The sequence below is a fragment of the Bacillus sp. FSL H7-0578 genome, from assembly GCF_038630855.1.
In the GTDB taxonomy this organism is placed as follows: domain Bacteria; phylum Bacillota; class Bacilli; order Bacillales; family Bacillaceae; genus Bacillus; species Bacillus safensis.
On record NZ_CP152045.1, the window covers coordinates 1,741,797 to 1,768,105 of the forward strand.

Sequence of the window (26,309 nt, forward strand, 5' to 3'; positions counted from 1 at the left end):
TGTAATCATATCGCATCGGTATAAATAGAAGGGAGGAGGAGATCAACATGAAAAGTGAAAAGGAAAAAATGATCCAAGGAGAACATTATGTATCTAGTGACCAAACACTGATCGGAGATCGTGAAAGAGCGAAACAATTGACATACGCATATCAGCGCTTGCGGAAATGATGTCGTTTTTGAAGGAAGACTGCAGTGCGATTACGGATACAATATCGAGATTGGTGAGCATTTTTTTGCAAATTTTGATGCAGTATTTTTAGACGTTTGCAAAATTACCATTGGACATCACTGTTTATTAGGTCCGAATGTACATATTTATACGGCTGGACACCCGCTTGATCCGATAGAACGTGCAAAGGGCATTGAATTCGGCAAACCAGTCACCATTGGAAACCATGTATGGATTGGCGGCGGTGCTATTATTAATCCAGGTGTCACAATTGGTGACAATGCTGTCATTGCATCTGGTGCCGTTGTGACAAAAAGTGTTCCAGCAAACGTGGTGGTTGGCGGAAATCCTGCGAAAATCATTAAATATCTTGATGAATCAAAATCTGGCGAATAAACGGCAGATTTTGATTTTTTCTATTTTGTCTCAATAAGATAAGTATACTTAATTATGAAACAAGAGAAATTCGTTTAATGGATAACTTCCTAGAATATATATTATGTAAACTAGGAAATGAGAATACATATTAGCGTCATTCCATTATTTGAATCTCCATCCCCCATGATGTTGTGATATAGAAAAATCCAAGAGGGCTCAGCTCTCTAACTTTAACATCAGGCTGTTCTGCAAAATATTTCAAAGCCTCTTCTATATTGGTCACTGTAATAGCTAAATGAGCTACACCGATATCACTCGGTTTTAGGTGAACATTCTGTTGATCTGGCGTCGACCATTGGACCAGTTCGATCTTTCTACCGCCGTATTGCAAAAATGCCGCCCCTTCTACAACTGAATGATCGTGAACCCCAAAGTATCTTTTAAAACTATCGTCTTCAAAGTGCATCCGTCCTGGCCGGAACAAGACTTCAAAACCCAAAATATTAGTGAAGAATTCAACTGCTGCTTCGATATCGGGTACTACAAATCCTGAATGCTCTATTGTGCCTTGAAAAATTGTATTTTTCATATCGCTAAACCCCTTTGATTTTTTTGGAAGTAAACGATTAATTATAAAGTAGTATTTAATGCAGCTATATAACACAAGCACCGATGATGTTGGCACTACTACAAGATTTAGAACAACAATACCTGAGCCTTGAGATACTATATTATTTTTTTGTAATTTCTATCTTTTTTGATTATCCATTAAAATTTACATGTTCCATCTGAACAATAATCATCGAGCGACGACTCTAATTTATGCTCTTCAACCTTAGCATTCGCGTACTCTTCTTTCCAAACCTGTTGTAATGTTTCTAAAAATACTTCGCTAGGTTGTGCTCCTGAGATGACATATTTATCATTCACTACGTAAAAGGGAACGCCCTGAATCCCAATTTTTGATCCCTCGGCTCTATCAGCTGCAATATTCTCGCTATATTTATCATTTGCTAAAACATCCAAAGCTTCGTTGCCATCAAGACCTATTTCACTTGTAAGTTGAGCAAGTGTTGCGTGATCACCGATATCTAGTGAATCCGTGAAATGAGCTTTCAAAATACGCTCCATAAACTCCCGTATCTTCCCTTTCTCTTTTGCATAATAAGAAAGACGAAGTGCATCATATGAATTCGTGGGAATCATTGTATCAAATTGATAATCTAATCCAACATCTTTTGCCTTCTGTTTCAATTGATTGTTCAGTACTTTTGCTTTTTCATATGGGACACCATGCTTGGAGGATAATACTTGATGGATATCCATTCCTGTATTTTTTTTCGCATATGGATCTAATTGAAAATGACGAAATAAGACTTCTACCTCTTCTTTATGTTCAAACTGTTCTAACCCTATTTCAAATTGACGTTTGCCAATATAACAAAACGGACAAACAAAATCAGACCAAATTTCTACTTTCATCATATGTTCCCCCTTTATGATTTTGATGAATGTGCGAGGGGGATTATGTTAATAAACATCTTTTTAACTAATCCCACCAAAGCTCTTTTTTAAAAAGTTCGTGCTGCCGCTTTTGCCTTTTCAATTGCTGCAGCAACAACTTCTTCTTTCTTAGTTGGATCATAGTCAATACCTTCAACAAAAATCGTTGGTTCCACTTCAATTCCAACAAACTTTAGCGCACCTCTCACGTAAGAATCGGAATGTTCCATTCCAATTGCCTGCGAATAAAATCCTCCCATTCCATGAATATGGATTGCTTTTTTTCCTTTCATCAATCCTTCTGGACCTTCTGCTGTATATTTAAACGTTTTTCCAGCACTCATGATTGTATCAAAATAGGCTTTTAATAATGGTTGGATTCCTAAATTCCACATTGAAGACTGAATGATGTATTTATCTACTTCCATAAATTGCTTTGTGAATGCATTCACTGCTTCTATTTTTTGTGCTTCAACATCTGTTAGCGCTTCGCCACTTCTTAACTTCTTTTGTCCAGTTAAAAAATCAGCGTCAATTAATGGAACATTTGCATAATAGACATCTACTTCTATTATTTCATCCGTTGGATTTACTTCCTTATATTCATTGATAAATGCTCTAGCAACTTGCGTACTTCTTGATTGTTCCTCACTTTGGGGTGTTCCTTTAACAAATAATACTTTTGACATGATCATTTCCCCTTTATGATTTTGATGAATGTTTTTTGTTCCTAAACATTTTTTGAATACTTATTAAAAGAATTTACACGTTTCATCTAAACAATATTTTCAGTATGATCCCTACAATTTTTGCTGAATCAACACCCTCACACAAAAAGCTGAATTAATGATTATAGACAATGGGCATTTTTCCGATTAATTGGCGTTGCCTAGCGGCGTCATACATGAGTTTAGCGACATTTTCCCTTGATACGGACATTTTAGCTGGCTGATCGCCGAATGAATAACCGTAAGATTGCCCTTTGTATTTGATATTAGGATTAATGATTCGAACGACTGTCCAATCCAGGTTTGATTGTTTAATCAGTTCTCCTATCTTCTTCATTTCGGCATAACCATTTGGCATGAAAAGTTTAGGCAGTATTCTCGGCAGTATCGTCGATAAGCTTTTCTTATCGTCTTTAGATTGCAAGGCTGGCGTCGCGAGTGTAATCAACCTTTTTTTGGTGAACTTCTTCATCGCTTTGACAATCCGGTTATGTCCGTCGGCAATCGGTGTGCCTTTTCGTTTTCGCGACAAATCAATCCCGGGGCCTAAGGTGCTTATCACGACATCAGCTTCTGAAACTGCCGTTTCAATAGCTGAATTGTTCGTTAGTTCCCCCGTTACAATGCGTAAATTCGAATGCTTTTGCTTGATTTTCTCAGGGTTTCTCACATATACCGTAACGAAATCTCCGTTTTCTAATGCAAACTGTGTTAAAAGTTGACCGATTGCACCAGTTGCCCCAAAAATAGTGATGTTCATGGTCTTCTATCTCCTTTTGTTATTCTGAATGATCACAATTATTTCCTTGATCAAAACTTTTTCGTAATAACATGTGTTATTTAAGCAACGCGCGTTGTATAATTTGATGATAAGATGAAAAAGAATCATAAACAATAACCAAAATAGCCGATATGTTGTTTACGCAACACTTCTATTGTATTGTCGTTTTTAAACACCATATGAACCCTTAAAAGGAGAAGAAAAAATGATTATGCCAAAAAAAGATCCAAGAACACTTCGTACAAGACAATTGATTGTAGACTCTTTTCTTTCGTTAGCTAGTGAAAAAGATTTCAACAATATAACGGTACGTGATATCACAGAAAAGGCTACTATTAACCGCGCTACATTTTATGCGCACTTTGACGATAAATTTGATTTATTACATTCTACAATCACCAATACATTTACAGACAAATTGAAAAAAAGATTAAATGATCACGATGGATTCAATGAAAAAGTCATTGCAAATATTTTTCTAGCCATGTGTGATCACCATAAAGAGCTAAGCGAATTATGTCCTAAAGGTTATCATTCTTTAGGAACGATTATAGAAAGTAAAATTAAAGAGGAGTTACAGAAGCTCATAGCTGATCTTGTGCTAAAAGGAACTGAAAATACGATTGAATTAGAGGATAAACAATTGATAACAATCCTATCTACTATGCTAAGTTGGGGGATATACGGAGCTGCATACACATGGAATAAGGATGGTAGACCTATTTCATCAGAAGAGCTAGTGACTAAGACCCTGCCTATCTTTAAAAATGGTATGAGTAAGTATTTTCTTTAATGAATATCAATTATTTTCAGCCATTTTAAAGTAGCCTTTATTAATTACGCAACAAATCGTTATTAGAATAAAACAGTTGCTGTAATTGGCAGTGGGCATTCTGCTGTTAGCACTCTGTTTGAGCTGGCAGAGCTAAAAATAATGGGGTATTTAGAGGAGAAAGCAATGATCAATCGCCTGCAAGAGGTCAATTAGTATTAGCTGCCGGTTATGAGCAGGCTCGATTTGTTTTTGCTTAAAGGACTGGTGATTAAGAGTCTGCTGAACGTATAGAACTTAAGTTACAAAGCTTTACCTTCTTGTACAGGTCTATCCTTTTGTTTGTCTAAATCTCACCTCTTTTAAATTTCAAAAACTTCTACGACCTTCTCAATAAATTAAATCGGTCGTAGAGGTTGGGCCTTTTTGGGCTTCCTTGATTTGTTACCGAATTTGTTGGTACTGTAAATCAAATATTCTGGGATATTTCTTTTAAAAATTGCTTTCTCTTTTCATCTGTTGTTAAGTTAACTCCCGAAAAATGAATCCATTTGGTGTCTTCATTTTTAATTCCCAAGTCAGCAAGAGTTCTGTTAATAAAAACGCTTTGAATCGCATTCCCGCCTTCAGATTCTATATAATCCTTATCTGTTGTAGATGTTGAGATGACGGTTGTTTTTTTTATATTTGTCAATAAACCTTTTAAAGCCCCAGTGTTTTTATCTTCCAAGAATGCGAAACCTCTTAACATGACTTTATCAATAAATCCTTTTAAAATTGCAGGTAAATCCCACCACCAGACAGGAAATATAAATATCAATTCAGTTGACTGATTTAATTTCTCTTGATAATCCTTAACTAATTGATAAGGTGTATCTCCTTTATTAAAATATTGCAATTCTTCAGCTGAAAAAACAGGATTAAACCCATCTTTATATAAATCGATCACTTGAAATGGTTCTCTCTTTGTTTCTAGATTTTCTGTAATGGAAGTCAAAATGGCATGATTATAGCTTCCGTCCCAAGGATGTGCATAGACAATTGTTTTCATGATTCATTCACCCTTTTTTGTTATTTTCATCATATTTTGATGTACATTCATTTTATTGTATGCTATAACGTACTACAAGTACGGTAATTAAAGTGCGATACTAACCTAAAGGAGAGTGTAAAATGACTAAAGAATCCTTTACAGCTCATGTTGATCTAAAAGAAACTGGATTTGGGTACACTTTATCATTAATTGGTGGGAAATATAAGATGACGGTACTGTATGCTTTATATGCAAACAATGCGCCTATTCGCTATAATCAGTTGAAACGAATGCTTGGGGCAATCTCTTTTAAAACATTAACCAATACACTAAAAGAACTTGAAGCAGATCAGTTAATTAATCGTAAAGAATATCCTCAAGTGCCTCCAAAAGTAGAATATAGTTTATCGGAAAAGGGATTATCATTGATCCCTGTATTAGATGAGATTTGTTATTGGGGAGAAGAACAAATGAAAATGAAATAGTTAGGCTGGCAAATCTTTCTCCTCAAACACATCCTTTTTAATTTTAAGTTCATTTCTCTCAAAACGTGCTATATCTTTCCTCGTTCCGATGACAATTTGAGCTATCCGTTTGACCAAATCTCTTTCTGGTTGCATAACAGAGGCTGAAGTTTTTGTGTTGCAATTGATGAGCACAAAAAAAGAGCCTTTGCTGGCTCCTTATTGTTAATCATATAAAGTTGATCTTAAGACTTTGAAAAGCCTGTTCTCCATGTGGGATATTTAAGAATCCACCCAATTTCGTTCTTGGCTTTGTGGTTCGAGGCCCCTCTCTCCCAAGAGTTTGTTTGAGGATACGATGAACCAGTTTTGTCTTGAAGGGTGCCTTTTAAGAAGCTGCTGCACAACGGTACCACTTGGAATTTGTATCAATGCGAACAAAGAAGGACATTTTGTCCTTCCTTTCTTGTACCTGCTTGAGGTTATGCTTTGCAGATCAATATATAGCTCATTCGGGTAAATCCTTATTGCACTTTCACAATCTTATACTTATTCGACTTCCCCTATGCCCCTATGAAGAGAATGAAATCTAAAAATGAATGATTCCTAATTCTATTGATGTTTTAATTGCTTCAGCTCTTGAAGTCACATTTAGTTTTTGATATATGTTTGTTAAATGTGCTTTTACAGTTCTTTCAGAAATTCCCATATCGAATGCAATTTCCTTACTCCGGAACCCTCTAGCTACTGCTTGCAAAACGAGCATCTCTTTTTCGGTAAGCGAGTGGTTGTCTGTTTTCAATTTTTCTTGAGGTTCTTTGTGTGCGGTTGATTCAAACACCTTTGAGGCCACATTTGATTGAAGTAAAATGTCTCCTCTGATGGCTGCTTCAATTGTATTAAATAAGTTTTCTCTGCTGGTATCCTTTAAGAGGTAGCCTTTTGCACCAAGCTGTAACCCTTGAATCATTAAGTTCTCTTCATTATAAGTAGTCAGAATGAGTACGGGAACTTTTATTTGAAGAGACTGCATTTCTCTAAGCATATCAAGCCCGCTCATCATAGGCATGTTGAGGTCAAGTAATACAAGGTCTGGGGATTTTTCTTTTATGACATCTAACCCCTTTCCTCCATCTTCTGCTTCTCCAACAACTTCAAATCTTTCGTCTGTTTCAAGAATTAATTTTAATCCTTCTCTCACAACATAATGATCATCCACAATCACAATTCGATAAGACACTGTATTTACTCCTTTTTCAAAGGTATGTTTACTATTACTTGTGTACCTTCATTTTTTTTACTTTTCAAATGGATCTCTCCACCAAGCAGCCGGACACGTTCTGATATACCAATGATGCCGTAATGTCCAAAAGTGGATTCTCGTTTTTTCTCATCAAACCCCACTCCATTGTCTGCTATTTCCAAATGGATGTGATCACCTTGTTGTACGATCACTAACTCGACATGGCTTGCTTTGGCATGTTTTGAAACATTCGTTAAGCATTCTTTTATTATGTAAACAGTATGTTCAATAAAAAAAGGCGACATATTCTGAAGTACAGAGATCTTTGTGCGAATTGGGATATTCGTTGCTGTCGTAAATCGATTTACTTCATTTTTTACTGTTTCGGTTAAATCGTATTGATCATGACGATCCTTCCGAAGATCATCAATCACCATCCGTGCCTCACCTAGTGTTTTTCGCGCTTGGCTCATTGAGCCCTTGATAATGCTTTGAGCACGCTGGGTATTTTGATTCTCTAAATGTGCTTGAACAGCTTCCAATTGCATAATAATGCCTGCAAGCCCTTGTGCAAGGGTATCATGTAAATCTCTAGCCATTCTTTGACGCTCATTAGCAAGGGTTAACTCTTCCACCTGCTGATGTGCGAGTTCGAGTTCCTTTAGAAACGTTTGAGTTCGAATTCTAGCCTTTACTTGTCTAAAAAATAAGATAGAGTATGCAACGACCACAATAAGGATAAGAAATAAAATCGGAATGTAGACAGTCAGATCATCGGTATCATTAGCCAAAATAAGAGCTAGAAAAAAAAGCACATAAAAACAAAGTCCTGTCAAAATAATCTTTAATGTATGATAGTATACACCGATGCTCTGAGCAATTAATACCGGTAAAAGACCAATTAAAATAACAGGAGAGGCAGCTGGCATAGCTAAAACACAAAGTAGAATAACGATTCCTTGTATGAAGAAATAAATCCAAGGCTTCTTCTGGAAAAAATAAAAAGACCACCAATGAAAAATGAGATGTATTGCAAAAAGGCCAGAAAAAAACAAACTTGAAAGCGATAGAGATACTGTTAAAAACTGAAAAATCATCGCTGCAACATACACAAGAATACCCCATAATAACGTGGGAATTCGGGAATAGATCATTTCATTAAATGGGTCTATCCGTTTCTTATCCATAAACGTTCACCTTCCAAACCCCATCATAACACGAAAAATACCGCCCGCCTTTGAAAGAGGCAATGGCGGTATTAGAATTTTAACATTTAAAGAAGAATAAATTATATAATCTTCTTTTCTTTTTGGGCAATTGACTCTCCTTCAATATCAATATGCGGAAGCAATCGTGCCAGCCATTTAGGTAAGTACCAATTTGCACGCCCTAATAGCATCATACAAGCGGGGATAAAGGTCATTCTAATAACAAATGCATCGAATAAAACCCCAAATGCCAATGTTAATCCCATTGTTTTAATAATCAAGTCTTGAGCAAAAATAAAGCTTGCGAAAACGAAAATCATAATTAAGCCTGCTGCAGTTACAACCCTGCCACTATGCTGTAATCCAGAAATAACAGATTTCTTTGCATCCTGAGATAGAAGAAATTCTTCCCTTATTCTACTAACTAAAAATACTTCATAATCCATTGCAAGACCAAATAATATTCCTGTTACTAGTACAGGCATAAAGTTCAACAGAGGGCCTGCTGCAGGTATTCCAAACAATGGGGCAAGATGTCCATCCTGTAAAACAAAGACAGCAAAACCTAATGTAGCAGTTAATGTCATTAAAAACCCTAGTACAGCCTTTAATGGAACAAGGAATGATCTAAATACAAGAATCATTAACACAAAAGCAAATCCAATAATGACTCCTGCAAATTTTGGCAATGCTTGACTGAGTCTATCTGAAATATCTATATTCACGGCAGTAGAACCAGTCACAAGAAACTTTGTGTCAGTCACACTCGATTCATTTCGAATGTCTTTTACTAATTGCTTCGTTTCTTTATCCTCCGGACCACTTCTAGGTAAGATTGTTAACATTGCGTACTCACCCGATTGATCAGGGATCGCCGGCGTGATTTGTTTGATACCATCCATTTTTTCTAACAATTTTGATGATTCCTCGATGGACTTGGACTTCCTCGTTTTATCTGCTTGAGAGGCATCTATGATGACAACAAGTGGTCCATTAAATCCCTTGCCAAATCCTTCTGCTAAAAGATCGTATCCTTTACGTTCAGTTGTTTCTTTGCCTTTCATACCGTTATCCGGAAGGCCAAGCTCCATATGAAGTGCTGGCCAGCTTACCAATCCTGTCAATAAAATGACACCTAGCATTATTTTACCCGGATGCTTTTGAATAAATCTTCCCCAGCCCATTGTTTTTTTCTCTTTTTTTGGCTGTAATTTAGAAAATAACTTATTTTGTCTGGAAGGACTCACCTTATCTCCAAGAAGCCCTAGTATAGCTGGAACAATCGTCAGAGAAACAAGCATAACAGATAGTACCATAAAGGCTCCCACAAGGCCCATGATACCTAGAAACGGTATGTCAACTAATACAAGTCCACATAATGCAACAATAACAGTGACGCCCGCAAATAATACAGCACTTCCTGCGGTACCCACTGCTCTAGCAGCAGCCTCATTCAAATTGTAGCCTTCTGCTAACAGCTGTCGATATCTTGAAATGATAAACAGTGCATAATCAATTCCTACTGCAAGACCAATCATCACCGCTAATATGAGACTAAATGCAGACATTTCTACAAAGTTTGAGGTGATTAAAATGACCATAACACCTATGACTAACCCGATCACAGCCGTCAATATTGGTAATCCTGCGACCAAAAGTGAAGCAAATGTAAAGACTAAAATCAAGAAGGCGAAGACAATCCCTATGATTTCAGAAATCCCACCTACTTCAATTTCAGAGAATGTGACGGAGCCGCCTAATTCCGTTTGGATGCCGGCATCTCTTGAAATCTTTATGCTATTTAATACTTTCTCTTTTGAGGATTCCTTTACCTTATCCGCTTTCACTCGATACGTAATATCCGCATATCCTATCTTCTTATCTTTACTTATCGTGAAGTTTTGATATAAATCGGTCACCTGCTTAACTGCTTTATCCTTTTTAATTTCTTTCATCGTCTCATTTATTTTATGTTTTACTTTCTTTGCTTCTAATGTTTCATCCTTAGGTGCTTTAAATATCAGACGAATCGTTCCCCCATCATCACCTGCTGGGAACTTCTTTTCCAAGAGATCCATCGCCTTTTCAGATTTTGTTCCTGGAATCGACATATCTCCATTAAATGAAACGCCTGTCCCTATTGTTGCTGCAACTACAGCTACTAAAATAAGTAACCAACCGATTAACATTCGTTTAGGCTTCATAAAAGCAAAGTTTCCTAAGTTATATAAAAATTTAGCCATTCACTTACTCCTTTTTCATCGAATTCATGATATTCACCTCTTTATTCTACGCAATGAAATAGTGAAGTAAAATTGTACTTTTGGGCAAAAGGGATTGTACATTCAGGCAAGAAAAAGAGCATCTCTCTTGAGATACCCTTCATATATATTGAAGATCTGCCATATGACAACATATCCTCTTCCTATATAAATCCCAATATCTCATTTTGTTGATGTGCTAGTTCCATTCCCTCTGCTAGATAGAGAGCGTTCATTTTATCTATATCATCATCTGGCCAATGGCGGATCAGTTGACGCAATCTAGCTGCAACGGTCTGACAAACATCTGGTGATAAGTAACGATCAGAATCGGGCTGTTCCAGCAATGGGATGATGTCATCCTGGTAGTTTTCAAAGGGTATTTCCCCACCAAACCCCTCCATATCATCTAAATTCATACCAATACAAGCAGCTAATCTTTTTCTAAAACCATGGAAGTCACTGTATGACCAATGTGCTTCGCAATGAGTAAAATCCAAACCCATGAAACATTCCTCCGATTTCAAGTTTGGGTTATTTTGATTTAATTCCTGCACCACAAAGAGGTATGACGATTGTTTCTTTTGATTTCTTTTTATATTTCATGTAGCCAGCAAAATTGACTGCAGATGTCACTTCCACATAAAATCCTTTCTCACTTAGCTTAGAGCGTGCATTCAATATCTCTTCTTCTTCAATATCTATAAATGTGCCATTGGTATTTTGTACAGCTTCTAGAATTTGTTTGGAGCGCGCCGGGGCAGCAATGGCTATCCCTTCTGCCAAGGTTCCTGTATTCGTAACAGGCGATGCTGATTCTTTCGCATTTTGATAAGCTTTCACAAGAGGTGCACAGTTTTTCGCTTGTATGGCAATGATTTTCGGTATTTGATGAATCAAACCATTTTCAAATAACTCTTTAAAACCATAATACGCACCTAGGAGGAGAGTACCATTTCCAACCGGAATGATTATAGCATCAGGTGCTCCTTTTATTTGTTCATAAATTTCATAGGCGTATGTTTTTGTTCCTTCAAAAAAATAAGGTTGATACACATGGCTTGCATAAAAAACGTTTTCGTCGCCTACTGCTTTTTGGGCCGCGGCTGCAATATCCTCTCGTGTACCGCGAATTTCTTTAATCGTTGCTCCATGGGCTTTTATTTGAGCGACCTTTTTAGGTGAAGTTTCATCGCTTAGATAGATGTCACATGCAATCTCGCAGCGAGCTGCATAAGCGGCAATCGCCGTTCCTGCATTCCCGCTGCTATCCGCAATGACTTTTGATACCCCTAATTCCTTTGCTTTTGTCATTAAAACAGCAGCTCCTCGATCTTTAAAGGATAGCGTAGGCATCATATAATCAACTTTTACATAAGTGTTTGGCTCATTAGGATCTAAAACGATTAACGGAGTTTGACCTTCACCCATTGTCACAGATTCCCAAGTCTTAGAACCTTTTGAAAATGGCATGGTTTCAACATAACGCCATAATGAGTTTGGGTAGTGATTCCAAGCCTCTATATCTATTTTAGGGGTATCTTTCACCAGATTTAATACGCCGTTACAATCACATTTCCATAAAGTTGGTGTCATCTCATACTTTTTGCCGCAATGGTTGCAAATCAATTGATCCATCAATCATCAGCTCCTTTAAATAATTTTTTATATGAAATATATTTTTTTATATAACATGGGCAAAAAAATATTCTAAATATAAGAAATAGCATCAATTTCAATTTTGAAACCAAAATGTAATTCATTCGTTGGTACAACAGTCCGTGCTGGTTGATGTTCACCGAAAAATTCAGTATAAACCGCATCTACTTTGTCCCATAGTTCAATATCCGAAATGTATAATGTCATACGCAAAATCTTTTCTTTTTTACTTCCGGCTGCTTCTACAATCATCTCCACATTCTTAAGCGCTTGTAATGTCTCTTCTTCAATGGGGCCGAATTCTTTTTCTCTCGTTTCTGGATTGATGGCAAATTGTCCTGAAACGTAGACCGTGTTTTGATGAATGGTTGCGAATGCATAGTGTCCGTTGGATTTTAGATTCCCTACCTCAAGGATACTTTTCATTTCGTTTTCCCTTCATTCGATTTATGTTTGATCTCATCCAAATAGCTGTAGACAGTGACTTTAGAAATACCTAACATAGATGCGACCTTCTCAACCGAACCTTTCATTAAAAAGATTCCCTTTTCATCCATGAACCTTATTAATTCAATTTTTTCATGACGTTTCATAACTGGGTGGACACTGTTTTGAATGATCTGTTGAATCAATTGATCTACTATTCCTTCCACATTATCAAAATCATCATTTGATGTTGTTTCATTCTCTTGAACTTCAACTTTTGTAGAAAGAAAAGTATCCATAAATTGCTGCATTTGATTCAATGCTTCAACATCAAAATTGATACAGAATGCTCCAACCACCTTTTTCTTAGAATCACGAATTAATGAAGTCGAAGAACGAATGGTACGGTTGTCTTCTGTTTTAAATGTATACCCAGCAAGATAATCTTCTGATTGTAATACAGTCTTGACTAGATGATCAAATGATTGACCGATTTCTCTTCCTGTCACATGGTTATTTACTGTAAACATGACAGATGCTTGAGGGTTCGTTAAATCATGAATCACTACTTCACAATTTGGTCCAAACATTTTTGCCGTAGATTTTGCTAAAGGAATATAGCTCTCTAATAAATTCTTCGTATTTTCCATGCCTAAGCACCTCATTTGTTTATTCCACTAGATTATAAAATTTTATATATATAAAAACAATATATAGATTTTTTTATATATGTTGAAAAGGTTGAGAAAATATAAAAAAAGCAGCCATTGACTGCTTTTTGCTCGTGCTCCTTTCTAATTGATTTCTTGCTGGATTCCATACAAAATGACTTCAATTCCCCACCTGAACCGTTCCATTGATACGGTATCACCTGCAAACATTTCTTCTTTCAGGCTATGGATGAAAGAAATGCCGTCATCGTATGCATCTCCTCTTCTTTATGGAAATCGTTTAAAGGTACATCACATTTATATTATAACGTACACCGTTCGTTTAAAAAGTTTATTTCACGATTGTGTGTTTTAATGAAAAGAAACCAATCGTCCGCCATCATATGATACACTCCAACTAGGAATGTGATAACGATGATTCTTGAATCAGTCGTTTCCATTGTTCTAATTCTGAGTGTAAGAGGTGTTTCTATGAATAAATTATTGGCAACGTTGATATTAGGATTGGGCTTTAGTGGTGCTGCTCTCATTCTTTCTGTCCCTTTGTTATTCAAGTCCAAACCAGAACAATTTGAGCTGGTGTTTACTGCTGGATCAGCGGGCGCTTTCGCTGTATTCGCTGTCTCATGCCTAGTTCTTCGAAAACAATTCAATCGCTAAAAAACCTAAACACAATCCGCCATTAGAACAACAAGTCCAATTAATCCTGCTAGTTGACCCATCAGATGTACGTTTTTTTATGGAGAAGGAACTTCCGCGAGAGCAGTATCAAATGAAAGAAGTGCTGGGAGAACTCTATTTTACAACTTCAACATAAGGAGAATGACGATAGTACACTTATTACAGATAGATTTTAAGATGAAGGGTCCTTTCGGTGATGAAATGGCAAAAGAGTTTTCTGATTTAGCGAAAAGTATAAATGTGGAAGACGGATTCATATGGAAAATATGGACGGAGAATGCTCAAAAAAATGAGGATGAGGGTGAAATCATTATCTATACAATAGGTTCAAGACCTGTTTATTCCCTCGTCATAACGTTGCTTCATCAGGCATTCCCCCGTTTGAATGATGAGGAGAAAGCGATGTCAACTCTCCGTCTAGTTCAACCTATTTCTTGTCATTCCTATCTTATTTCCAGTAGACCAACTCTCTTACTAAGCCATTACCTGTGTAACCAACGTTTATATCATGCAGAATAACCATTAGAGTAATTAATAAAGAACGCACCCTCGTCATCTGTAGATTTTGAAAGTGACTTTGTATGTAGAGGGCTTACTCCTCAGTTTTCTTATCTAGAGATATGTGAAAGTTAGACTTATTAGATGAAAAGTAGATGTTATTATTGCTCTGAGTAGATGACGTGAATCCCACACAGTCTTTCATTGATACGTTAGAAAAAGTCTTCCCTGTGTTATCATAGTTGACTATTTCGCAACCCCTGTCCATTACCTCTGAAAAAGTTACAGCAAATTTACTATCTTTTAAGCTGCTTAACTCTCTTTTTGGAGAGTCTACCACTGCATCCTACTCTTTGAACATGCTGAGCAGATTAATACTATGGTGCAAATTGATACAAGTAATTTATAGTAATTCATTTAATCATCTCCTTTTTCAATTATAAACAAGCGAAGCAATCGGGAAGCCCGGCTGCTTAACCTCTCACTTTTTATGATAAAAGACTTTTGTGTTATTCGATTTGACAAATCCATTGGAACTTTTCTCAAGGTCGAATGGCGCCATCGCGACCGTGGTGTTAAAGACACATTTTGCATCGAGCACAAGCACTGAAAATATGCAATCGACACATATGAAAAACCAGCGTTCCCTTATTTGAGAATAAACGCTGGTTTTTTTTATTATTTGATGTTTAATCCTTCTTTAATGGACTTTAACGTGATTTCATTCGACCATTCTGGGCGATCAGAATATGCAAAGACTGCATTTGTAACAATTCCATCGAATTTCATTTCGCGTAATTTCCGGTAAAGTGCTTCAAAATTAATTTCTCCTTCACCAGGATTCAAGTGCTGGTGAACGGTTACATTGGCATCTGGTGGATTCACGATATAACGTAGCCCGTGAGCTGCTTTATGATTTAGTGTATCTGCGATTAATACATGTGCAAGCAGATCTCCTGCCTCACCAAGGTGCTTCTCTACATCACCAATCCCATCGTCATAGAAGAACGCATGGGGAACAGAATACACAAGTTTGATCCATTCTTTATCTAGTGCACGAATCATGCGGATCGCTTCAATGTTCAACTCTATAAAGTCATGTGGATGTGACTGAAGGTTTAGCTTAATCCCTTCTTTTTCAAAGATTGGCATCAGTTCGTCCATTGATCTGACAAATGCTGCTTCACTTTCTAAAGGGCGTGTTTTGTCTCCACTAAATTCACTGTTCATGAGATCAACACCAAGTTCTGATGTGATCTCAATACATCTTTTCCAGTTTCTCACTGCCGCTTGCCGCTCTTGCTCATTTGGTGAAGACCATTGTTGAACAGGAAGTACAGAAGAAATTTTTACACCTGCATCACGACAATATCTCTTTAAGTCTCTGATCAAATGTTTATCAACTTTTGGATAGTCATAAAACCAAATGAAATCTTTACGCGGGGACAGCTCTACATATTCATAGCCGAGTCTTGCAACGTTATCAATTGTATCTTTTAAATTTGTATGATCACGGTAATGAGACGGGTCGTATGCTAAAATCATGTTCAATCTCCCTTTCTTTTTCAGCTAAGTATTTATTTTTGGACGGTTGTTAATGCTTGATCATAAAATGCTGGGCGGTCATCAAGGTGAATCGGAGTGACTTCACCAGATACTCTCGCTTCTAAACATGCATCAGATGTGACTGCTGCGACATAACCATCCCATGCTGTTGGACCATTGACTTCCCCTTTTAATGTAGAATCAATCCAATCTTGTAGTTCAGCATCATACGCGCTTTTAAAACGAGCTTGCCAGTCTACTAAAATATCTTTTGAATGTTTTGCATCAGTACGCAAAACAACCGTAGCAGGCTCAGGAAGACTGGCAATTCCTTTTTCTCCAACGACTTGGCACTGAATATCATATCCATACTCACAATTGACAAAAATTTCTCCACTAATGAGTGCCCCACGTTTTGTTTTCATCAAGACTATGATTGGATCTTGAAGGTGATCGGCTGCTTGACTTGTTTTCTTTGGTGCAATTGTTTGTACTGACACATAGTCGTCGTTTAGTAACCAGCGGTGAATATCAATTTCGTGGATAAATGTATCGACAATTGACATATCACCAGTATAAGTTTCAGGTACTGTTGGGTTCCTATGTGCAGAATGAATGATTAATGGTTCACCAACAGTTCCTTGATCAAGAGTTGCTTTCAATGCTAGATAGCTTGGGTCATAACGGCGCATGTATCCAACCTGCACGAATAACTTCCCTGCTTCGATTTCAGCATTCACAATGCGCTTACACCCTTCTGCTGTTGTCGCAAGTGGTTTTTCGCAGAAAACAGGTTTTCCTGCTTGTATCGCAGCTAATACAAACTCTTCATGTGTTGGTCCCCAAGAAGTGACGATAATCGCATCAACATCATCAGCTTGAATGAGTTGATGGCCATCGTTGTAGACTGTTGCATCTAAATGTAATGCGTTTACAATCGCTTGGGCTTGCGCTTGATTCACATCTGTTACTGCCACAATTTTTCCTTTTGACAATGTATTTGTGATTCTTTTCATATGTTCTTGACCAATTGCTCCAGTACCAATAACACCAATTCTTAATTTCATTTGAGAACCCCCTCTGAATGAAAGCGCTTTATGTATGGCGCTTAATCGTGTGTGTATCATGATTTTGTATCTTTTCAAAAGTCTTTGTCATAATAAGTCCGACTGCACATACCCCTAAGATGGCTTCAAAATAAAATCCAAATGCGATGCCAAATACATGATTGACCATTCCTGCAATAAACGGACCACCGAAAATACCAAGTGCATATAATGCTTGATACGCACCCATGGCAGTCGCTCTAAAACTTTGTGACACAGATTCAATGGCCATTCCTAGAAGTATTGGAAAAATAAAACCTAATGCAAGTCCACCTACTCCTTGGTTGATATAAAAGATGACCTTTTGTTGAATAAAAGGAATCATAAAGATCGAAAATGAGGCAACCGTAAATGAACCGATTAAGATGTTTCTTTTATTCGCCTCCTTAAGCAGTCTCGCAAGTAATAAAGGTGCTAAGGTGTGCGGCATCATAAAAGAACAGACAACGTAAAAAAGTTCACTTTGTTTCATGCCGATGGTGAGTGCATACGTTGATGTAAATCCAAACATCGTCGTAAAAATCATACTGTGCGCTAAAATAGACAACAGTGAAATCTTTAGTAACGCTGGTTCTTTCGCGACTTTAATGAGTTGCTTCATTTTCAATTGGGTCTTGTTTTCTGTTTTTTGTTCGAGAATAAAAAGTGATAAAACAAGACCAATCAAGCCGATGAAGGATCCAATCCAAAACGGTGCTTTCCATCCAAAGATATCGACGATATAACCACTAAAGCTCATACCTAACAACTGCGCGAGGACAACGATAAATGAAATGTAATTCATTGCCTTCTGTGATTCATTTTCTTTGAAATAATTCGCATACATTATTGTGAAGGCAACCCATGTTGCTGCTGCTAAGCCAGCAAGACACCTCGCAATAAGCCCCCATATGAAGGCGTCCGTTAAGGCAAATAAAAGACAGCTACAAGTGGCCGTCATCATGCCGAAGACAATAAACGGTTTTCTCATGTGTAAGAAGTCGGAAAAGATCCCCACAGGTAGCCTGCAAAAAAGCTGCATCAGCCCGTAACTACTTAACACGATACCAATAAAGGTATAGTGTCCACCAAGTGTTTTTAAATAAGGTGATAAAATCGGGACATAGAGAAACTGTGTAAACCAAAAGAAAAATGAAATGATAGAAAATAGGACTTTGTCTTTCGCGATGACCACATCCATTTATTTGGCAGGCTGTGATCAGAAGGGACACAGCCGCCTGTTCGCTCGTTTACATATAACGAGCTGTAACCATTTTCTTTCTAGTATAGAATTCTACGCCGTCTGTCCCGTTGGCGTGAAGATCACCGTAGAATGAATCTTTCCAACCGGAGAATGGGAAGAATGCCATTGGAGCTGGGACACCCACGTTAACGCCTAGCATACCTGCTTCAATGTTTTCACGAAATTCTCGGACACTTGATGCACTGTCAGTGTAAAGGCAAGCACCGTTCGCAAATCTTGAATGGTTGGCAATGTCAATCGCTTCACCAAGTGATTTCACACGTACAACAGAAAGAACAGGTGCGAAAATTTCGTCTTGCCAAATTTTCATTTCTTCTGTAACGTGATCAAAAATCGTTGGTCCAACGAAGTAGCCTTCGCCTTCTGTCTCACTGTCTTTTCTTCCATCACGAATGAGGCATGCGCCTTCGTCTACTCCTGATTGAATGTATTGTAACGTGCGCTCTTTATGACCTTCACGGATGACAGGTCCAAGGAACACATCTTCCTCAATGCCATTACCAATGACAATTTGATTTGATTCAATTACTAATTTTTCAATGAATTCATCCGCAATCTCTTCTTCTACTGCCACAACAGCAGCTGCCATACATCTCTCACCAGCTGATCCGAACGCAGCACCGATGATTTGTTTTGTTGCCCCATCTAAATCAGCATCCTTTAAGACGATAGAATGGTTTTTCGCTCCAGCTAACGCTTGAACGCGTTTGCCGTGCTCTGTTCCTTTTTTGTATACATACTCTGCCACTGGCTGAGAGCCAACAAATGAAATCGCTTTGACGTTTTTGTGCTCAAGCAACCCATTTACCACATCATGTGCACCGTTCACAATGTTAAGTACGCCTTTTGGGAGACCAGCTTCTTCAAATAGCTCTGCTAATCTTGCGGCAAGGATTGGTGTTCTTTCAGATGGCTTTAAGACAAATGTGTTTCCACAAGCAATGGCGAGTGGGAACATCCAGCAAGGAACCATCATAGGGAAGTTAAACGGTGTAATCCCGCCAATGACACCGATGGGGTAGCGATACATACCAGACTCAAGTCCTGTTGCAATGTCAGGTAGTTGTTTCCCCATCATGAGGGTTGGTGCACCAGCAGCGAATTCCACACACTCTATGCCGCGTTGTACTTCTCCTTTAGCTTCTGTTAAGCTCTTTCCGTTTTCAAGCGTCACAAGCTCAGCTAATTCTTCCCATTTCTCCACAAGCAATTGCTGGTATTTGAAAAGGATACGCGCACGTTTTGGTACAGCTGTTTTGGACCAAGTTTTGAATGCTTCGTTTGCTGACTGGACAGCACGATCTACGTCTTCTATTGTTGATAAAGGTACTTCTGCAATTACTTCACCGGTTGCAGGATTGAAAACCTTTTCTGTTTGCGTTGTTGCAGCTTCGGTCCATTTGCCACCAATATAATTTTTCACTGTTTTTAAGGTTGTTTTTGCCATGTTTTTTCTCTCTCCTCTACTACTGTTATGGTTGATTTAGAATGAATTCTTCTGCTGTTGCCATAAACGCTTTGATTTCTTCTACAGATGGCATCGCATCAGATGAACTATGTTTTGAAATAACAATTGATGCTGAAGCACTGCCAAAGCGCATTGCTTCTTGAATTGTCAACCCATTCATTAGTGCATAAATGAGAGCAGATGCATATGAATCGCCAGCGCCAAATGTTTTCAGTACTTTCGTTTTAAAAATGCCCCCGCGATGGGAAAGACCATCTTTTGTATAGGCGATTGATCCTTCTCCTCCATGTTTAATGATGACAATTTTTGCATGATGTGAAAACCATTTATTTGCAGTGGATTCATCGTTTGATGGGCCGTCAACTGTCAATTTTTCCATCATGTCAAACTCTTCCCTTGTCCCGATGATCAAATCTGATTTTTCAGCAGCAAGGTTATAATAAATTGATGTTTCCTCTTCGGACTGCCAAGTATATGGACGATAATCGACATCAAAAATGATGGTCACTTGATGTTTTTTTGCATAATCTAGCGCAACGAAAACGGCTTCTCTAGAAGGACTTTTTGCTAGCGCTGTTCCTGAGATAAGAATGGCTTTCGCTTGTTTGATGTAATCTTCAGACACTTCGCTGATTTCAAGTTTAAGATCAGCGACATTGTCTCTATACATTAAAATGCTGCATTCTTCAGGGCTTTTAATTTCAGTGAATGCAAGGCCTGTCACCGCGCCTGTTCGATCAATGACAATTCCTTCAGTATCAATGTTGTTTTCTTGCAAATAGTGTGTCGCAAAACGCCCCATTTGGTCATCGGCAACCTTTCCGATAAAGCCTGACTTCATGCCAAGTCTCGCAAGACCGATGGAAATATTCGCAGGAGACCCGCCGACATATTTAGTAAATGTCACTGTTTCTTCCATTGGACAGTTGATTTCATTTGCATTTAAATCAATACATAATCTACCGATCGCAATGACGTCTAGTTTTCTATCTTGTTCAAAAGTTAAATAGGACATTGTCACTTCTCCTTGCTCGCAGCTAATTTGTGTTCCATAATCCACTCATGTTCCTTGCTGTTATGAAACTTCCATGTCCGAACAGGCCCTGCCATCACATTCAAATAGTAAATGTCATAACCAGGGGGCGCTGATACTGGATGATACCCTTTTGGTACTAAAACAGCACTGCCATCTTTGACAGCCATTGTTTCATCTAAAGAAAGGTCATCTGTATACACCCTTTGGAGCGCAAATCCGTGATCTGGTTTTACCTTATGATAATACGTTTCTTCTAAGTAAGATTCATATGGTAAATGATCTTGATCATGCTTATGTGGCGGGTAACTCGACCAGTTTCCTTCTGGTGTAAATACTTCGACTACAAGCAAATGATCTGCAGGCTCTTGCTCTGGTAAAATATTATGAACCTGCCTTGCAATATTGCCTGCTCCTCTATGTTCAACCCCTATATGTTCTGGGGTAATGAGGCGCGCTTTGTATGTGCCTTTTCCTGGAGCAGAGCAAATGGCTATTTCTACATCTGTTGTTGCCTTGATATCAAACTTGTCACCATTTGGTACATAGACAGAATATGGAGGAATCTTTTCAAAAATATCCATGCGCTCTCCGATGTTCTCCCATTTTTCTGTTGTTGTTGAAAGGTGGAGTTTACCAGAAAGAATGACAACACAAACCTCTTTGTCTCCCGTTTCGTGATGAAGCGTTTCACCTTTTGAGAGGGTATACACATCAAATCCAATATACGTCCAGCCTGCAGATTCAGGCGTGATGCTCAGCACCTTTCCCTCTTTATCACGTTTTTGTCCTGGTACGATTAGATCAGTCATGATGATCACACCTTTCGTTTTTTTAGCTTTTTAATATCTTCTTGCTTTGTTTAGTTGATTTTCCTTTGCTTCGAATGCTTTTTGCACAGACTCCTGCTCTGATACAGCTGCGATGCCAACATGCCACCATGAACCACCGTAACCGTCTGTCATCGTTTTTGGCAGCACTTTGATATCAATCAATGTGCTTACCGTTTGATGTTTTGCATCTTCAATCGCTGCTTTTAGCTCATCAAGTGTATACACTTCATACGTTTTTGCACCGTAAGCTGCTGCTGATTGAGCAAAATTGATTTTCATGATCTCGCCATCAAGCTGACCTGTCTTTTTATTTCTCATACGGAATTCTGTTGCAAAGCTGGAGATTCCGTTATCCATTTGAAGGTTGTTGATACAGCCAAAACCTGAGTTGTCAAAAAGCATAATGTTGATTTTATAACCTTCTTGAATACTCGTGACAAGCTCACTGTGTAGCATTAAGTAGCTCCCGTCTCCAGTCATCGCATATACTTCTTGGTCAGGTGCAGCCATTTTTGCACCGAATGCAGATGCGACTTCGTATCCCATACAAGAATAGCCATACTCTAAGTGGTACGTATTTCTCTCTTTTGCGACCCACATACGTTGCAAGTCACCTGGTAAACTCCCTGCTGCGCAAGTGATGATGCTATCTTTTGGAATCCATTCGTTAATGCAACCAAGAACGGTTGTTTGCGGGAGTGTTGTGTTTAATTCTTTTTTGTATTCTTCCATTTCTTCTTTGAAATGCCCTTTGATCTCTGGCTCAAAGTCATCGCCTGAGTATTCGATGTTGCGGAGTCTTTCAAGTTCTTGCTCCCACTTCGCTTTTGCTTCTTTAATCTCGTTCGTATAACCAGATTGATAGCCGTCTAGCGCTTTTCTTAATGCACGAAGTCCTAGTTTCGCATCAGCGATGATTTTTGTCGCTTCTAGTTTAGAAGCATGGAAGTCTGATAGATTAATTGTCAGGACATCTCTTTCTGCGTAAAAACGTTTGGATGATGTCGTAAAGTCAGTGAACCGAGTGCCTACACCGATGATCAGATCAGCATCATGTGAGATTTCGTTTGCCGAACTATTTCCTGTCACACCAAGTCCGCCAACGTTTAATGGGTGCGTGCTTTCAATTCCGCTCTTGCCAGCTTGTGTTTCACTAAATGGAATATTGAACGTTTCTGCAAATTGTTTGAATTCGTCAGCAGCCTCTGAATAGCGAACGCCTCCGCCAAGAATTAAGAGTGGTTTTTTCTTCGTTTTGATCAGCTCAGCCGCTTCTTCGATGCTTCTGGTAGAAGGCGCCTGCCGATCTAAGTAATGCGTACGTTCTTTAAAGAATGACATAGGATAATCCCATGCCTCGCCTTGTACATCTTGAGGTAAAGAGATGGTAACAGCACCTGTATCCATTTGATTTGTTAACACGCGCATGGCGCTGACCATTGCACTCATCAGCTGTTCTGGACGTGTAATGCGATCCCAATATTTGCTGACGGCTCGAAACGTATCATTTGTAGATAAGCTCAGATCATGCGTTTGTTCCATTTGTTGTAACACTGGATCTGGCTGACGAGTAGCAAAGACGTCACTTGGCAAAAGAAGAAGTGGAATTTGGTTCGCTGTTGCTGTTGCTGCCGCTGTCACCATATTGGCTGAGCCCGGGCCAACGGATGAAGAGCAAGCGATAATTTGTTTCCGGTGTTTTTGCTTTGCAAAAGCCATTGCCGCATGAGCCATTCCCTGTTCATTTCTTCCTTGATAGACTTCGAGTCTTCCTGGGTTTTCTTGAAGTGCTTGACCAATTCCTACAACGTTTCCATGACCAAAAATGGTGAAGATTCCTTTAATAAATGGTTCTCTCTTTCCATCGAACTCAACATATTGGGCATTTAAGAACTTGACCAATGCCTGACTCATTGTCAATCTAATTGTTTCCATCGTACTCCCTACCTTATCGTATAAATTTATTTCTGCTCTTGAGAGGGTCTCTCTTACCCAAACAGCCTCGCTTGTTTCAAACGTATCAATCATCATGTCAATACTTATTCTTTGTCTGTCGCTACAATCAATTTAATATCGTTTTGTTCAATAAAGTTGACATACTGTGTATTTAATGGATCATCAGTGATTAAATAGTCTATCTCATTCAAACCGCAGTAGGTAACCATTGCATATTTGTCGAACTTCGTATGATCGACAAGTAAAAAAACATCTCTTCCTTTTTTTACAACTAGCTCCTTCATAGTTGTTTCGACAGGTGATGAGTTGGTGACACCATTAGAGATGGAGACACCTGTAGATGCCATGAATACTTTATCAAAGTTATATAGATTTAACTCCTCAGCTATAGAATAGTTGGAAAAGGATTTCGTCTTTCGTTCTAATTGTCCCCCTGTCGAAATCACTTGTAGCTGTTTATAAGGCATTGCTTGAACGATGAAATCCACGTTATTTGTCACAACTGTTACCTGTTTGTTGTGAATGAAATGTATGAGCTCCAGTGTTGTCGTACCAGAATCAATAAAGATCACATCTCCATCCTTCACCCAGCTTGCTGCCTCTCTTGCAATCAGACGTTTTTGCGCTTGATTTCTAATTTGTCTGTCTTGAAAGGCTTCAAGCTTCGCATGATTTGCAGCAACTCCTCCGTAGACCTTTTGAATATGTCCTTCGTTTACTAATTTTTGGACATCACGTCGAATGGTATTTTTGGAAACGTCAAATGTCTCGACAAGGTCGTCTAAAGATACAGACTGATTTTTCAAGATATATTCTTTGATTTGTTGAATTCTTTTCATTTTTAACATCGTGATCTTCCTTTTCATCATGGCTTATGGAAGGCGGCTTCATGTGATGTGATGGGTTTTTTATCTGATGCGCTGGCTAGATCCGAATTCCCTCATTTTCATTTTGACCACACTTTTAATAGCCTCTGTACCTGGCGTTAGGATGGTTTGTGGATCGTATATGTCAGCATCCTCTTTTAATTTAGAGCGTATAGCTTGATTCCAAGCTAGTAGACATTCTGTATTGACATTAATTTTCGCATGCCCTAATGAAATCGCTCGCTGAATTTGTTCGACCGGAATCCCAGAACCACCGTGGAGTACTAATGGGATATCTGTGCGTTCAGAAATATCTTTCATTTCTTCAAATCCAAGCTTTGGTTCACCTTGGTATGGCCCATGTACTGAACCAAGTGCTGCCGCAAGTGCGTCTACATTGGTTTCTTGTACAAGTCGATGACAGTCTAATGGATTAGCATATACAATGTTGCCAATCATCCCATCTTCCATACCACCGACTGAGCCAACTTCTGCCTCTACTGATACACCTCTTTTCATCGCATAGCTGACAACATCGTTTGTCATACGGATGTTTTCTTTTAAAGAAAAGGATGAACCATCAATCATGACAGAGCTGAAACCTGCTTCAATGGCTGATTGGCACCTAGCAACGCTCGCCCCGTGATCAAGGTGCAAAGCAACTGGAACTGTAATCGATAAATCTCTCATCAATCCCTCTACCATTCCAACAATCGTTTGAAAGCCACCTAGGTAATCAACAAGTCGATCAGAAGCTGCAACAATGACAGGAGAGTTCTCTTCTTCTGCGGCAAGTAGAATGGCTTTCGTCCATTGCAATCCATTGATATTAAACTGCCCAATAGCATATTTTGCTTGCTTCGCTTCTTTTAACATCTCTTTCATTGAAACTAATTTCACATCAGTTACAGTCATTATGAACACTCCTTCATGGCAATTAGACCCCCATTTTTGTAAGTACGTTGTTTGTCGTTTGTTTGGCTTTTTTAATGACTACTTCTGCATCAAGGTTGTAATAATCGGGTCTAAATAGCTCAACAGATACCACACCGTCATATCCTTTTTCTTTTAAGATGCTGAAAATCCCTTGAAGATCGATGGCGCCTTCACCTGGCCATACGCGATCTTCATCTGTTAAAAAGCCGATTGGGAAGTCCTCTGTATCATCGATATGGACGATAAAGATTTTTGAAATATCAACCTTTTGTAAGTCCTCTAAACGTGAGCCCATTGCATGGAAATGAAAACAGTCTAGAACAAGCCCTACGTTGTCACAATTAACCTCTTCAATGATTTTGTATGCTTGAGACAATGTGTTGACAGTACATTCAGGGTGACCTACGAATTCTAAAGCGATTTTTACTTCATAAGGAGAAGCGAGCGTAGAAAGTTCCTTTAACACGCTTACACAACTTTTATGAATCTCTGATTTAAGAAATTTTTCTTTTGTTACTAGTGGAACGACAACTATGTAAGGTGCACCAATTGTTTTGGCCGTTTCAAGCATGTCTTTAAATGTTTGAATTGTCGCTTCGTATTGTTCTTTTGATTGATTATTGAAGAAGACGAGAGCATTTAAGGCAAGTGGTTTAATTGTGGTTGATTGAAAATAGTTGTTTAGATCCTCAAGTGAAGCAGTCTCAAGGTATTCTGGTAATTTATCCATTGTTCGAATTTCAATAAAATCATAACCGTGTTTTTCGCAAAGGTTTAAATCTTTTGATAAATTAGAATTTTTGAGAGTTGTCGCTTGGTTAAATGCAAGTTTCATTTATATACCTC

25 protein-coding genes and 2 pseudogenes are annotated in these 26,309 nt (G+C 38.3%); 5 read left to right on the forward strand and 22 right to left on the reverse strand.

All coding sequences use genetic code 11. The annotated features are described in order from the left end of the window. Positions 1-47: 47 nt before the first annotated feature. A pseudogene (locus MHB41_RS08845) lies at positions 48-567 on the forward strand (sugar O-acetyltransferase). Positions 568-703: 136 nt separating this feature from the next. On the opposite strand, the gene MHB41_RS08850 reads toward MHB41_RS08845, so the two are convergent. The 4 genes from MHB41_RS08850 to MHB41_RS08865 all read right to left on the reverse strand — a co-directional run bounded on the left by MHB41_RS08850 (position 704) and on the right by MHB41_RS08865 (position 3,540). Beyond that, positions 704-1,138, reverse strand: a complete 435-nt coding sequence (locus tag MHB41_RS08850; RefSeq protein WP_046311224.1) for a VOC family protein — start codon at positions 1,136-1,138, stop codon at positions 704-706. A gap of 179 nt (positions 1,139-1,317) precedes the next feature. After that, positions 1,318-2,031 carry a DsbA family oxidoreductase gene (locus MHB41_RS08855; RefSeq protein ID WP_070325877.1) on the reverse strand — a complete coding sequence of 238 codons (714 nt, stop codon included), beginning with the start codon at positions 2,029-2,031 and terminating at the stop codon, positions 1,318-1,320. An 89-nt stretch (positions 2,032-2,120) separates the two neighbouring features. Beyond that, positions 2,121-2,741, reverse strand: a complete 621-nt coding sequence (locus MHB41_RS08860) for an NAD(P)H-dependent oxidoreductase (RefSeq protein WP_061109931.1) — start codon at positions 2,739-2,741, stop codon at positions 2,121-2,123. A 154-nt stretch (positions 2,742-2,895) separates the two neighbouring features. Continuing rightward, positions 2,896-3,540, reverse strand: a complete 645-nt coding sequence (locus MHB41_RS08865) for an NAD(P)H-binding protein (protein ID WP_267542747.1) — start codon at positions 3,538-3,540, stop codon at positions 2,896-2,898. Positions 3,541-3,766: 226 nt separating this feature from the next. Here MHB41_RS08865 and MHB41_RS08870 point away from each other — a divergent pair, with 226 nt between their 5' ends. Next, positions 3,767-4,354, forward strand: a complete 588-nt coding sequence (locus tag MHB41_RS08870; protein ID WP_034283465.1) for a TetR/AcrR family transcriptional regulator — start codon at positions 3,767-3,769, stop codon at positions 4,352-4,354. Positions 4,355-4,802: 448 nt separating this feature from the next. On the opposite strand, the gene MHB41_RS08875 is transcribed toward MHB41_RS08870, so the two are convergent. Further along, a complete protein-coding gene (locus tag MHB41_RS08875; protein WP_267542746.1) occupies positions 4,803-5,384 on the reverse strand; it encodes an NAD(P)H-dependent oxidoreductase in 582 nt (193 codons plus the stop codon). Positions 5,385-5,506: 122 nt separating this feature from the next. Between MHB41_RS08875 and MHB41_RS08880 the strand changes: the two genes are divergently transcribed. Next, positions 5,507-5,851, forward strand: a complete 345-nt coding sequence (locus MHB41_RS08880) for a helix-turn-helix domain-containing protein (protein WP_267542745.1) — start codon at positions 5,507-5,509, stop codon at positions 5,849-5,851. Positions 5,852-6,419: 568 nt separating this feature from the next. Here MHB41_RS08880 and MHB41_RS08885 read toward each other — a convergent pair. The 7 genes from MHB41_RS08885 to MHB41_RS08915 all read right to left on the reverse strand — a co-directional run bounded on the left by MHB41_RS08885 (position 6,420) and on the right by MHB41_RS08915 (position 13,277). Next, the gene (locus tag MHB41_RS08885; RefSeq protein ID WP_034283472.1) at positions 6,420-7,070 is read right to left on the reverse strand and encodes a response regulator transcription factor; all 651 of its coding nucleotides are present in this window, start codon (positions 7,068-7,070) and stop codon (positions 6,420-6,422) included. A 5-nt stretch (positions 7,071-7,075) separates the two neighbouring features. After that, positions 7,076-8,260: a sensor histidine kinase gene (locus tag MHB41_RS08890; RefSeq protein WP_267542744.1), complete on the reverse strand. Its 1,185-nt coding sequence runs from the start codon at positions 8,258-8,260 to the stop codon at positions 7,076-7,078. Positions 8,261-8,361: 101 nt separating this feature from the next. Further along, a complete protein-coding gene (locus MHB41_RS08895) occupies positions 8,362-10,524 on the reverse strand; it encodes an MMPL family transporter (RefSeq protein ID WP_267542743.1) in 2,163 nt (720 codons plus the stop codon). Between the two features lie 182 nt (positions 10,525-10,706). Beyond that, positions 10,707-11,048: a hypothetical protein gene (locus tag MHB41_RS08900; RefSeq protein ID WP_176967399.1), complete on the reverse strand. Its 342-nt coding sequence runs from the start codon at positions 11,046-11,048 to the stop codon at positions 10,707-10,709. A gap of 28 nt (positions 11,049-11,076) precedes the next feature. Beyond that, positions 11,077-12,180 carry a threonine synthase gene (locus MHB41_RS08905; protein ID WP_267542742.1) on the reverse strand — a complete coding sequence of 368 codons (1,104 nt, stop codon included), beginning with the start codon at positions 12,178-12,180 and terminating at the stop codon, positions 11,077-11,079. Positions 12,181-12,252: 72 nt separating this feature from the next. Beyond that, positions 12,253-12,627: a RidA family protein gene (locus MHB41_RS08910; protein WP_024427108.1), complete on the reverse strand. Its 375-nt coding sequence runs from the start codon at positions 12,625-12,627 to the stop codon at positions 12,253-12,255. Next, on the reverse strand, positions 12,624-13,277 hold the full coding sequence (locus MHB41_RS08915; protein ID WP_267542741.1) for a helix-turn-helix transcriptional regulator: 654 nt from the start codon (positions 13,275-13,277) through the stop codon (positions 12,624-12,626). Before MHB41_RS08915 ends, MHB41_RS08910 begins: the two co-directional genes overlap by 4 nt. A 492-nt stretch (positions 13,278-13,769) precedes the next feature. Between MHB41_RS08915 and MHB41_RS08920 the strand changes: the two genes are divergently transcribed. Next, entirely contained in the window at positions 13,770-13,958 is a 189-nt protein-coding gene (locus MHB41_RS08920; protein ID WP_061109938.1) for a hypothetical protein, read from the forward strand. 168 nt (positions 13,959-14,126) lie between these two features. After that, a pseudogene (locus tag MHB41_RS08925) lies at positions 14,127-14,273 on the forward strand (YdhR family protein); the annotation flags it as partial. Positions 14,274-15,155: 882 nt separating this feature from the next. Here the strand turns inward: MHB41_RS08925 and MHB41_RS08930 are convergent. From MHB41_RS08930 to MHB41_RS08975, 10 genes are all read right to left on the reverse strand, one after another. Next, positions 15,156-16,022 carry a sugar phosphate isomerase/epimerase gene (locus MHB41_RS08930; RefSeq protein ID WP_061109939.1) on the reverse strand — a complete coding sequence of 289 codons (867 nt, stop codon included), beginning with the start codon at positions 16,020-16,022 and terminating at the stop codon, positions 15,156-15,158. Between the two features lie 32 nt (positions 16,023-16,054). Beyond that, positions 16,055-17,089: a Gfo/Idh/MocA family oxidoreductase gene (locus MHB41_RS08935; RefSeq protein WP_061109940.1), complete on the reverse strand. Its 1,035-nt coding sequence runs from the start codon at positions 17,087-17,089 to the stop codon at positions 16,055-16,057. Positions 17,090-17,117: 28 nt separating this feature from the next. Next, a complete protein-coding gene (locus MHB41_RS08940) occupies positions 17,118-18,308 on the reverse strand; it encodes an MFS transporter (RefSeq protein WP_267542740.1) in 1,191 nt (396 codons plus the stop codon). Between the two features lie 49 nt (positions 18,309-18,357). Next, complete coding sequence (locus tag MHB41_RS08945; RefSeq protein ID WP_024427113.1) at positions 18,358-19,818, reverse strand: CoA-acylating methylmalonate-semialdehyde dehydrogenase; 1,461 nt, start codon at positions 19,816-19,818, stop codon at positions 18,358-18,360. Positions 19,819-19,843: 25 nt separating this feature from the next. After that, positions 19,844-20,854 (reverse strand): 5-dehydro-2-deoxygluconokinase, encoded by a 1,011-nt coding sequence (iolC, locus tag MHB41_RS08950; protein WP_061109942.1) that lies wholly within the window; start codon positions 20,852-20,854, stop codon positions 19,844-19,846. A gap of 2 nt (positions 20,855-20,856) precedes the next feature. Beyond that, positions 20,857-21,684 carry a 5-deoxy-glucuronate isomerase gene (iolB, locus tag MHB41_RS08955; protein WP_024427115.1) on the reverse strand — a complete coding sequence of 276 codons (828 nt, stop codon included), beginning with the start codon at positions 21,682-21,684 and terminating at the stop codon, positions 20,857-20,859. A 30-nt stretch (positions 21,685-21,714) separates the two neighbouring features. Then, positions 21,715-23,640: a 3D-(3,5/4)-trihydroxycyclohexane-1,2-dione acylhydrolase (decyclizing) gene (iolD, locus tag MHB41_RS08960; protein ID WP_024427116.1), complete on the reverse strand. Its 1,926-nt coding sequence runs from the start codon at positions 23,638-23,640 to the stop codon at positions 21,715-21,717. A 104-nt stretch (positions 23,641-23,744) separates the two neighbouring features. Continuing rightward, the gene (locus MHB41_RS08965) at positions 23,745-24,509 is read right to left on the reverse strand and encodes a DeoR/GlpR family DNA-binding transcription regulator (RefSeq protein WP_061109943.1); all 765 of its coding nucleotides are present in this window, start codon (positions 24,507-24,509) and stop codon (positions 23,745-23,747) included. 60 nt (positions 24,510-24,569) lie between these two features. Beyond that, positions 24,570-25,427, reverse strand: coding sequence for a class II fructose-1,6-bisphosphate aldolase (fba, locus tag MHB41_RS08970; RefSeq protein WP_024427118.1), 858 nt, complete (start codon positions 25,425-25,427; stop codon positions 24,570-24,572). A gap of 37 nt (positions 25,428-25,464) precedes the next feature. After that, complete coding sequence (locus MHB41_RS08975; protein WP_061109944.1) at positions 25,465-26,298, reverse strand: sugar phosphate isomerase/epimerase; 834 nt, start codon at positions 26,296-26,298, stop codon at positions 25,465-25,467. Between the last annotated feature and the right edge of the window lie 11 nt (positions 26,299-26,309).